General features: G+C 71.0%; 8 protein-coding genes. All 8 read left to right on the forward strand.

Annotated features, from left to right (window positions below):
* Positions 1-29 precede the first annotated feature (29 nt).
* Positions 30-1310, forward strand: a complete 1281-nt coding sequence (locus MK181_08750) for a UDP-glucose/GDP-mannose dehydrogenase family protein (GenBank protein ID MCH2419888.1) — start codon at positions 30-32, stop codon at positions 1308-1310.
* A gap of 33 nt (positions 1311-1343) precedes the next feature.
* A complete protein-coding gene (locus MK181_08755; GenBank protein MCH2419889.1) occupies positions 1344-2624 on the forward strand; it encodes a hypothetical protein in 1281 nt (426 codons plus the stop codon).
* A 44-nt stretch (positions 2625-2668) separates the two neighbouring features.
* Positions 2669-5083: a LysM peptidoglycan-binding domain-containing protein gene (locus MK181_08760; GenBank protein ID MCH2419890.1), complete on the forward strand. Its 2415-nt coding sequence runs from the start codon at positions 2669-2671 to the stop codon at positions 5081-5083.
* A 46-nt stretch (positions 5084-5129) separates the two neighbouring features.
* On the forward strand, positions 5130-6167 hold the full coding sequence (locus tag MK181_08765) for a glucose-1-phosphate thymidylyltransferase (GenBank protein ID MCH2419891.1): 1038 nt from the start codon (positions 5130-5132) through the stop codon (positions 6165-6167).
* Between the two features lies 1 nt (position 6168).
* Complete coding sequence (locus MK181_08770) at positions 6169-6717, forward strand: dTDP-4-dehydrorhamnose 3,5-epimerase family protein (GenBank protein ID MCH2419892.1); 549 nt, start codon at positions 6169-6171, stop codon at positions 6715-6717.
* 1 nt (position 6718) lies between these two features.
* Positions 6719-7678: a dTDP-glucose 4,6-dehydratase gene (rfbB, locus tag MK181_08775; GenBank protein ID MCH2419893.1), complete on the forward strand. Its 960-nt coding sequence runs from the start codon at positions 6719-6721 to the stop codon at positions 7676-7678.
* Complete coding sequence (gene rfbD / locus MK181_08780; protein ID MCH2419894.1) at positions 7675-8517, forward strand: dTDP-4-dehydrorhamnose reductase; 843 nt, start codon at positions 7675-7677, stop codon at positions 8515-8517. Before rfbB ends, rfbD begins: the two co-directional genes overlap by 4 nt.
* Before the next feature lie 2 nt (positions 8518-8519).
* Positions 8520-10506 (forward strand): DUF6077 domain-containing protein (locus MK181_08785; protein MCH2419895.1); only part of this gene is annotated, 1987 nt, incomplete at its 3' end.

Below are 10506 nucleotides of genomic sequence, written 5' to 3' on the forward strand. Positions count from 1 at the left end.
TCGGCTCCGACGCTGCGAGACTCGCCGCAATGGCCACGATCGCGATCATCGGCACGGGCTACGTCGGCCTGACCAGCGGGGCGTGCTTCGCCCACCTGGGCCACGACGTGGTGTGCGCCGACGTCGATACCGACAAGGTGGCTCGGCTCTCCGCCGGCGAGGTCAGGACCGTCGAGGTCGGACTGGGCGACCTGGTCGCCGAGGGGCGGACCGCCGGTCACCTCCGGTTCACCGACGACGTGGCAAATGCCGTCGCCGGCCGGGAGGTCGTCGTCCTCTGCGTACCCACCCCTCACGCCCCGGACGGCTCGGTTGACCTGTCCGCCGTGGAGGCGGCAGCAACCGCCATCGGCCCGGCGCTGGAACCGGGGGCCGTGGTGGTCAACAAGTCCACAGTGCCCGTCGGCACCACCCACCTGGTGGCCGGACTACTCGACCGGGACGACGTCACCGTGGCCTCTAACCCGGAGTTCCTGCGTGAGGGCACAGCGGTGGCCGACTTCCTGGGACCCGACCGGATCGTGGTCGGTGCCGACGACGACCGGACCCGTGAGGTCGTACGGTCGCTGTACGACGGGGTCGACGCTCCGGTGGTGCTCACCGACCCTGCGTCGGCCGAAACCATCAAGTACGCCGCCAACGCCTTCCTGGTCACCAAGCTCTCGTTCGCCAACGCCATCGCCGCGGTCTGCGAGGCGGTGGGGGCCGACATCGACGACGTGGTCCTAGGCCTCGGTTACGACGACCGCATCGGGGCCAACTACCTGCGCCCCGGTCCAGGCTGGGGTGGCAGTTGCTTCCCCAAGGACTCCCGGGCCCTCATCCACCAGGCCGGACAGGCCGGCTACGACTTCCGGTTCCTGGACAGCGCCATCGAGGTCAACCGCCAGCAGTTCGACCGCATGGTGGACAAGGTCCGCCGGGCCGTTGGCGGTGACCTTGCCGGACGGACGGTGGCCGTCTGGGGCCTGACCTTCAAGGCGGGGACCGACGACCTCCGCGACTCACCGGCCCTAGAAGTCGTCGACCGCTTACTGGCCGCCGGTGCCGCCGTGCAGGCCCACGATCCGACAGTGGCCGTCCACCGGAGCCCGGTCCCGGCCACCGTGGAACTAGCCACCGACCCGGTCGCCGCCTGTGTTGGCGCCGACGCGCTGGTCGTCCTGACCGAGTGGCCCGAGTACGCCGCTGTGGACCCGGCCGCCGCGGTGGCCGGCCTAGTGGGCCAGGCCGTGGTGGATACCCGGAACCTGCTCGACCCCGGACCGTGGCGCGCCCTGGGCTGCGGGTTCGAGGGCGTCGGCCGCTAGTCCCGTGGCGACCACCCGACGGGCCGACCACTGATGCGCGTCCTGGACCGGCTACCCGAGGGCACGGCGGCCGTGGGTGGCGGCCTCGTCGTCAACGGCCTGACCGCCTACGCCTTCATCACCCTGGCGTCACGCGACCTGGGAGCCGAGGCCTACTCGCCGGTCGCCCTCCTGTGGGCGCTGAGCTTCCTACTGGGTCCCGGGTTCTTCCAGCCGCTGGAGCAGGAGACGGCTCGGGTCATCGCCGGTCAGTCGGCCGACCGGCTCCGGTCGGTGGTCCGGCCGGCCGCCATCCTGGGCGGCTCCTTAGCTCTCGGCCTAGCCCTGGTGGCTGCGATCTCGGCACCGTGGATGGTCGACAGCCTGTTCGCCGGCCACGGTGTGCTGCTGGTCGGCCTCCTGCTGGTGCTCCTCGGCTTGGGGACCGGCCACCTGGCCCGGGGCGTCCTGGCCGGCCTGGGCCGGTTTGGCGGCTACGCCCGCTACTTCATCGGCGACGGTGTTGGGCGCCTAGTCCTAGTTGGCCTGCTCACCCTGTTCGTGGCCGACGAGGTAGCCGTCTACGGGCTAGCTGTGGGCGGAGCCCCGTTCCTCGGCGTGGCCGCCGCCCTAGCTGGGCAACGGCGGGCGGGTCGACGGCCCAGCGGCCCCGCCCCGGAGGACCCGCCGGCGATCGGACGTCGGGCCGAACTGGGAGCCCTGGCCCCCGCCCTAGGGGCCCTGCTGGTCGCCTCAGTGTCCACCGCGGTGGTGCTCAACGTCAGCCCGCTGGCTGTCGAGTTGCTGGCCGGCCCGGCCGAGGTGGATGCGGCCGGCCGATTCCTCAATGCTCTCCTGGTAGCTCGCGTCCCGCTGTTCTTCTTCCAGGCCGTGCAGGCCTCGCTGCTGCCCAAGCTCTCAGCGTTGGCCGCCGACCAACAGTTCGACGAGTTCCGTCGGGTACTGGGCCGGCTCCTAGCCCTCGTCGGGGCCCTCGGCCTGGCGGCTGTGGTGGCCTGTGCGCTGATCGGCCACCGGGTGGTCGAGATCGCCTTCGGTACCGAGTTCGCCGTGGAACGTCGCGACATGGTTCTGCTGGCCGCCTCCAGCGCCGTCCTGATGGTGGTGCTGTGCCTGGCCCAGGCCCTGATCGCCCACCGGTGCCAGGGTCGCATGGCCCTGGCGTGGCTAGTCGGCCTGGTCGCCTTTCCTCTGGTGCTGGCCCTCGGCGGCGACCTTTTCCTCCGAGTGGAACTGGCATTGCTGGCCACCGTGGCCACCACCATGGTTGTCATGGTGGTGCTCCTCGCGCGTCGGTCCCGACTCCTACACTGACCGACCGGGCGGAGAAGGGGCGTTCACGCGCGTCCGTCAACCCCATGGACGGAACCACCGTGGAATCTCAGCTGATCGACCTACCGCCACGAAGGCGTGGCCCGACCGCTCTGCGGGCCCTGCTGGCCGTGGCGGCTCTCGTCGGGGCCCTGCTGATAACCGCGGTTCCGGCCGCCGGCGACACGGTGATCACCGTGGAGGCCGGTGCCAGCCTGTCGGAGATCGCCCTCGCCCACGGCACCACGGTGGCCGCCCTGATGGCCGCCAACGGCATCACTGACCCAGACCGGGTCTACATGGGACAGCGTCTAGTCGTTCCGGGCCCCGGATCCACGCCCACCACCCTGCCCACCATGGTCGTGGTGGTGCAGAGAGGTGACAGCCTGTCGGGCATCGCCGCCGAGTACGGCGTGACCCTCTCGGCCCTCATTGAGGCCAACAACATCTCCGACCCGGACACCGTGCACGTCGGCCAGGAACTACTGGTCCCCGGGGCGACCCGGCCCATCACCCCGACCGGTCCTGTCGTGGTTACCGTGCAATCGGGGGACAGCCTGTCGGCCATCGCCGCCGAGCACGGCGTGTCGGTCTCGGCGCTCATGAACGCCAACGGGATCACCAACCCCGACCTCATCTCCGTCGGCCAGGAGCTGACCATCCCCGGGTCGATGCCACCGGCCACCACGCTGCCGCCCCTCATTGTCACCGTGCAGTCGGGGGACAGCCTGTCGGCCATCGCCGCCGAACAGGGCGTGTCGGTGTCAGCGCTCATGGAGGCCAACGGGATCTCCGACCCCAACCTCCTCTCCATCGGCCAGCAGCTGATCATCCCGGGCCGCTTCGCCCCTCCCGTCTACTCCATCGAATACGGGCCGGTGGTGGTTGATGGTCGGGGCTGGGGCCACGGTCGGGGCATGGGGCAGTACGGAGCTCTCGGCTACGCCATCGACGAGGGGTGGGGGCGCGATCAGATCCTCGACCACTACTACGGCGGAACCGTTCCGGCTGTGGTACCTGACGTGGAGATCGGCGTCCGGCTCCTGTCCCACGACAGCGAGCGGACGACCGCCTACCTGTCCAACGGCGTCATATTGGTCGGTGGGTTGATGGGCTCGTGGACCGTTGTCGATGCCAAGGTTGTCCGCCTGGTCCTGGACGGCGACGTCGATCGGTACCGGGTCCAGCAGGGGTCGTCGTGTGGAGGCGGCTTCACCGACACCGGCCTGTTGATCGAGAGCCCGGTGGCCCGAATCGTCCCGGCATGGCCGATCGGATCGGCCCCGTCGTCGACCGGTGGGGTGGCCTCCACAGCCGACGGGGTGGCCTACCAGCTGGTTGACACGGCTACGGCCGGCCTGGACCAGACCCTGCAGCTCTGCGAGGGCGCCACTTCTGCCACCTGGTACCGGGGCGAGATCCGGGCCGCCCGCTACGGGGCCCGCCAGAGGACCGTGAACTGGGTGGCCGTCGAGCAGTACCTGCGGTCCGTGGTGCCCAGCGAGATGCCGTCCCAGTGGTCCCTGATGGGCGATGGCGCCGGCCAGGCCGCCCTGGAAGCCCAGGCGGTGGCCGCCCGGTCCTACGCCCTGGCCGAGGTCCGGTACGACTACGCCAAGACGTGCGACACCATCCGCTGTCAGGTCTACTCGGGTAGGCGGAGCCGCAGCGGAAGCAACGGCTGGGACCACGAGACGTCGGCCACCGACGCCGCGGTGACCGCCACCGCCGGAATGGTCCGCCTCCTAGACGGGGTGGTGTCCCGGACCGAGTTCTCCGCCTCGACCGGTGGCCACACCATCTCGGCCGACTTCGTGGGCGTGCCCGACACCGGCGACGACGTTTCCATCAACCCGGTCCACCGATGGACCGACCAGATAGACGCCACCCGGGTGGCTGACACCTTCGGCCTGGGCCCCCTTTACGAGATCGAGGTCATCGGACGCGACGGCTATGGCGACGACGGCGGCCGGGCCGTGGAGGTCGAATTGCGGGCCCGCGACGGCAACCGGTTCGTGGTGTCGGGCGACCGCTTCCGTCGGGAGTTCGGCCTGCGTTCCAACTGGTTCGGCATCGCCTATGGGCCGCCGGACGCCGGCGCCTCCTTCCCCGAGCCTCAGGTCGACGAGTATCGAGTGACCACCTCCTATGACGCCGACAACCTGGCGGACATCGAGGAGGCGGCCGACCACCTCCAGATGACCGTGCCCGAGTTCCAACGAGCCGGCGTGTGGGTGGTGGCCTTCCTCCACAGCCTGTCGAGCAGCGATCCCGACCCGATTAACCCGCCAGAGGCCGTCGGATCGGAGAAGGTGACCACGGCCTACTTCGCTGCCGACGGCGACCAGCAGGCCCTCGAGCAAGTGGCGGCCGGGTTCTCACTGACCGGTGCCGAGGCCCAGCAGGTGTCCACCGCGGTGCTGGCTTTCCTGGTCGGCCTGGCCAAGGACGCTGGCCGCTGAGCGCCGCGCCGGAGGCCCTCGGGGGCCGCCGGATACCCTCACCGCCGTGAAGGGCCTGATCCTGTCTGGGGGAAGTGGGCGGCGCTTGCGCCCGCTGACCCACACCAGTGCCAAACAGTTGGTTCCGATCGCCAACGTCCCGATCCTCCACTACGTGGTGGCCGACCTGGTCGGGGTGGGCATCACCGACATCGGGATCGTGGTGGGCGACACCGGCGACGAGGTGCGGGCCAGCGTGGGCGACGGCAGCCGGTGGGGGGCCACGGTCACCTACATCGACCAGGGGAAGCCGCTGGGCCTGGCCCACGCCGTGCTGGTGGCCCAGCCGTTCCTGGACGATGAGGCATTCGCTATGTACCTGGGTGACAACATGTTCGAGGATTCCCTAGACGGGGTGGTCGACGGTTTCGACGGCACGGTCGCCGCCCGCCTGCTGCTGGCCCGAGTGGACGACCCGTCGTCGTTTGGGGTGGCCGACCTGGCCGACGATGGCACCATCATCGGCCTGGTGGAAAAGCCCGCCGACCCTCCGTCCGACCTGGCCCTGGTTGGCGTGTACCTGTTCGGACCCCGCATCCACGAAGCGGTAAGGGCCATCTCTCCGTCGGCCCGGGGCGAGCTGGAGATCACCGACGCAATCCAGTGGCTCTTGGACACCGGCGAAACGGTGGAGCATCGGGTGCTGGAAGGCTGGTGGATCGACACCGGCAAGAAGGACCCGCTGCTGGAATGCAACCGGCTGGTCCTGGATCGCCTGGAAGGCGACCGGGTGGCCGTCGACGACGGCGCCGAAGTGGTCGACTCGACCCTCGTTGGCCCGGTGGTGGTGGCCGCCGGGGCCCGCATCCAGAACAGCACGGTCGGCCCCTACGTGGCCGTGGGCGAGGGCTGTGCCATCCGTGGAGCCACCGTGGAGCACTCGGTGCTCATGGCCGGCGCCCGGGTGTCGGACCTAGACCGCCTGACCGGTTCGGTCCTGGGACGGGAGGCCGAGGTCACCGGCACGACGGGGGACCGAGTCGACCTATCTCTGCTGCTCGGCGACCACTCGGTGGTCGACCTGGGGAGGGGGACCGTTGGCTGAAGTGACGCCCTCGGCGGCTATCGACGGCGTGCTGGTCGTGGACCCGGTGGTCCACGCCGACGACCGGGGCCTGTTCGTGGAGACGTGGCGCCAGGAGTGGTTAGGCAACGTACCTCCCATGGTCCAAGGAAACCGGGCCGACCGAGTGGCCGGCACGGTGGTTGGACTTCACTACCACCTCCACCAGGCCGACTACTGGGTCGTAGCGGCCGGACAGGCCCGGGTGGTTCTCCACGACCTGCGGACCGGCTCGCCCACCGACGGCGCCACGGTGGTGATGGACTTGGGGGGCGACGGGCCAGAACGGCACCGTGGCGTGTACATCCCTCCCGGGGTGGCCCACGGGTTCGCAGCGCTCTCCGACTTGACCATCACCTACCTGGTGGACCGTACCTATGACTCGTCCGACGAGCTGGGCGTCGCTTGGGACGACCCGGCCGTAGGGGCCGACTGGGGGGTGGCCGGGCCGGTGCTGTCGGAGCGCGACCGGGCCAACCCGGCCCGAGCCGACCTGGCCGACGACTTGCGGCCTGTTCACGGGGAGCGGTGAGGTGCGCCTGCTGGTGACCGGGGGCGCCGGGTTCATCGGCGCCAACTTCGTCCACCGGGCCGTAGGCCGGGGCGACGAGGTGACGGTCTACGACGCCCTCACCTACGCCGGTAATCTGGCCAACCTCGAAGGCTTGGACGGGCAGCCGGGCTACCGCTTCGTCCATTCCGACATATGCGACGCCTCCGCCCTGGCCGAGGCCATGGCCGGACACGACGCCGTGGCCCACTTCGCCGCCGAGAGCCACGTGGACCGCTCGCTCACCGACCCGGCTCGCTTCGTGGCCACCAACTGCGAGGGCACGTCCACCGTGTGCCGGGTTGCCCTGGAAGCCGGCATCGGCCGGGTGCTGCACGTGTCGACCGACGAGGTGTACGGGTCGATCGACGAGGGTTCATTCGGTGAGGGCGACCCGCTGGCCCCCAGCTCGCCGTACTCGGCCTCCAAGGCGGCCTCGGACCTGATCGCCCTGTCGTACCACGAGACGTTCGGCCTGCCGGTGGTGGTAACCCGGTCGTCCAACAACTACGGACGATTCCAGTTCCCGGAGAAGGTCATCCCCCTGTTCGTGGCCCGGCTGTTACGCGGCGAGCGGGTCCCGCTATACGGCGACGGCGGCAACGTACGCGACTGGTGCCACGTGGACGACAACTGTGCCGCGCTGGAGCGAGTGCTAGCCGACGGCGAGGTGGGCACCGTCTACAACGTCGGGGCCGGCAACGAGATCACCAACCTGGACCTCACCCACCGGCTGCTGGCCCTGTGCGGGGCCGACGTGTCAGCCATCGAGAAGGTGGCCGACCGTCCCGGCCACGACCGGCGGTACTCGGTAGACACGGGACGCATCCGATCCCTCGGCTGGGCGCCGACCCAAGACCTGGACGAGGGACTGGCAGCCACTGTGGCCTGGTACCGGGACCACCCCGACTGGTGGGAGCCGCTGCTCGGGGAGCGCCAGTGACCGTCCTGGTGACCGGTGCTGCCGGCCGCCTGGGGCGGGCCGTGGTCGCCGGCTTCGCGGAACGCCGGCAGGTGGTCGCCCTGGACCGGACGGCCCTAGACGTGACCGACCGCCACGCCGTTCACGAAGCGGTCAGGGCCCACCGTCCGGAGGTCGTCGTCAACTGTTCGGCGTGGACCGACGTGGACGGCTGCGAGAGTGATCCCGACCGGGCCAGACGGACCAACGCCGAGGCGGTAGGCCACCTCAGCGAGGCCGCCGACCGGGTCGGTGCCCACCTGGTGCACGTGTCCACCGACTTCGTGTTCGACGGACGGGCCGACACCCCGTATCCCGAGGACCACCCGACCGGTCCGCTCAGCACGTACGGGGCCACCAAGCTGGCCGGAGAGGAGGCGGCCGGGCCGTCGGTCACCGTGATCCGGACCAGCTGGCTGCAGCCCGCCGACGCCCCCGGCATGGTGGAGCGCGTCCTGGCCGACCTGGCCGGCGACGACCCAGTGCTCCTGTCGGACCAGCGTCGGGCCTGCCCGACCTTCGTGGCCGACCTAGTCCCCGTGCTGGCCCGCCTGGCCGACGAGCGGGTGGCCGGGGTGGTGCACGCCACCAACGCTGGGTCGACCAGCTGGTTCCAGTTCGCCCGCCACGTGGCCACCCTGGCCGGCCAGGACCCAGACCGGATCGCAGCCTGCCCCGACCCCGGCCTGGACGGGTCGCTGCCTGCCCACCGGCCCGCCTACTCGGCACTGGACAACAGCGTGCTCCGCTCCCTCGGACATCCGGGACTACGCGACCACCGCGACGCCGTCGCCGAGGCCGTGGCCAGGGCGGTGGGCTGACCGTGGACGTCGACGCCGGAGACACCATCGCCCGACGGGCCGATCGGGCCCTCGACCTGGCCGTGGGGGCTCTGGCCACCTGGACGGTGCTCTTCCACCTGGCCCGCCTGGTCGGGTTGGGCCGCGACGCCACCTTCGTCCTATGGGTGGTCAGCGTCGTGGCACTGGGCGTGGTCCTGGCCCGGTCAGGCACCGGGTGGGCCGCCCCCGCCGGGCCGGGGTCAGCCGGCCGGCTGTCCCGCCTCCCGGTGGTCCTCGGCCTTGCCGCCGCCGCCCTGCTGGCCGTGGTCGAGGTCGACGGCCTGTGGTGGCCGCTGACCTGGCTGGGCCTGCTCGGTGTGCTGGCCGCCGCGGTTCTGGCCGTGCACGCCGCCGGTCCGACGGTCAACACCACGGCCCGGGCCGTCCTCCAACGCACCTCCCGGACAGCGGCTGTCTCGGTGCTGGTCCTAGCTGGGCTGGCCGCCCTGCTGTCCCTGGTAATGGTCCGCCCCGACCAGGACGACGTGTTCGTGGTCAACCGGTCAGCCTGGGTGGCCGCCCACGACGGGGCGTTCCCGGACCGCGACACCATCTTCAGCGACGACGTCCTACCCGTGGAACGCCCACCGGCCCTTGCCACCTCGGTGGAGGCCCTCCTGGGGAGCGCGGCAGCTGCCGGGCGGGTCTCGGCGGTCCGGCTAACCCACCTGGGGTTCGGTCCGCTGATCGCCGCACTGGCCGTAATGGCCACCTGGCGGCTCGTGCGAGGCCTGGGTGCCCGGTCGCCGGCCGCCGCCACGTGGGCCGGTACGACATTCCTGGTGATGGACGGCGCAGTCCACGGGTCGTTCGGAAACTTTTTTGCTGGGCGGTCCTGGCAGGGCAAGGCAGTGTTCCTGTTGCTGGTCGTACCGAGCTTGTGGCACCACGGCGCCTCCTATGGGAGGACCGGCAGCCGACGCCACCTACTGGCCGCTGGGGCCGGGGTGGTCGCCGGCCTCGGCCTGACCTCGTCGTCGGTGCTGGTGTCCCCACCGGTGGTACTGGTGGCCGCCGGGGCCGCCGCATGGGACCGGGGCGAGCCGCAGCGCGTCCTGCGGTCGTTGGTCGCCGTCGCCCCGGCGTTGGCCGCCGGCCTGTACGCCCTAGCCGCCAACCCGCAGCATCTTCACGACGTGGTTGCCGTCCCAGGCTTCCTGGACGTCCGTCGCCTTCTGGATAGTGGGACCGAACCGGTGGCTGTGCTGCGGATGGTGTTCAGCGATGGGCTGCCGGCCCTGGTGGCCCTGGGGTGCGCCCTGACCGCCTGGGCGGTGGTCGGGCCGCGCGGCTCCCGGATGGTGCTGCTGGCCGGGCCAGTGGTGGTGTTCGGTGTCTTCCTAGCCCCCGGGGTGCTCGACGTGCTGGACGCGGCCGGTGAGGCCGACGCCGTGGCCTGGCGGACCCTCTGGGTGCTGCCTCTACCCGCCATGGTGGGTTTGGTGCTGACCACGGTGCGACCCGGGGTCCGGGCCGCACCGGTCATCGTTCCGGTGGTGGTGCTGGCCGTCCTGCTGGCTGTCGGAACCCCCATCACCAGCGCCGACAACCGGGGGACCGAGCTGGCATGGCCCCCGGCTGTGGACCTGCCCCGACCGGAGGTTGACAGCGCCCGCACGCTGATCTACTTGGCTCCCACTGGCGGCACGGTGGCCGGCCCCGAAGAGGTGGATTTCGCCGTGGCGGTGCTGGGCGTCGAGGTGCGGGCCGTCAACCCGAGGTCGTCGTACCTGCGGGGGCGCCACACCGGACCCGACTTTCACGCCCTGGACCGCATGACCCTGTCCCACGCCCTGGAACACGGCCGCGCCGAATGGGGGCTGGAGGCCACGGCCCGCTCCATTGACGTCCTGGCCCCCGACGCCGTGTGCCTCCGGAAGGGCCGGGGCGATGAGGTGGCAGACCTGCTCCTGGACGGGGGTTACGACCGGGCCGGGGTCGACGGCACCTGCCGGTTCTTCGTGCGCT

Source organism: Acidimicrobiales bacterium (genome assembly GCA_022452035.1).
GTDB lineage: Bacteria > Actinomycetota > Acidimicrobiia > Acidimicrobiales > MedAcidi-G1 > UBA9410.

Excerpts from the sequence above, each read along its gene's own strand:
- MK181_08750 (MCH2419888.1), top strand. The coding sequence starts at position 30 with ATGGCCACGATCGCGATCATCGGCACGGGCTACGTCGGCCTGACCAGC.
- MK181_08755 (MCH2419889.1), top strand. The coding sequence starts at position 1,344 with ATGCGCGTCCTGGACCGGCTACCCGAGGGCACGGCGGCCGTGGGTGGC.
- MK181_08760 (MCH2419890.1), top strand. The coding sequence starts at position 2,669 with ATGGACGGAACCACCGTGGAATCTCAGCTGATCGACCTACCGCCACGA.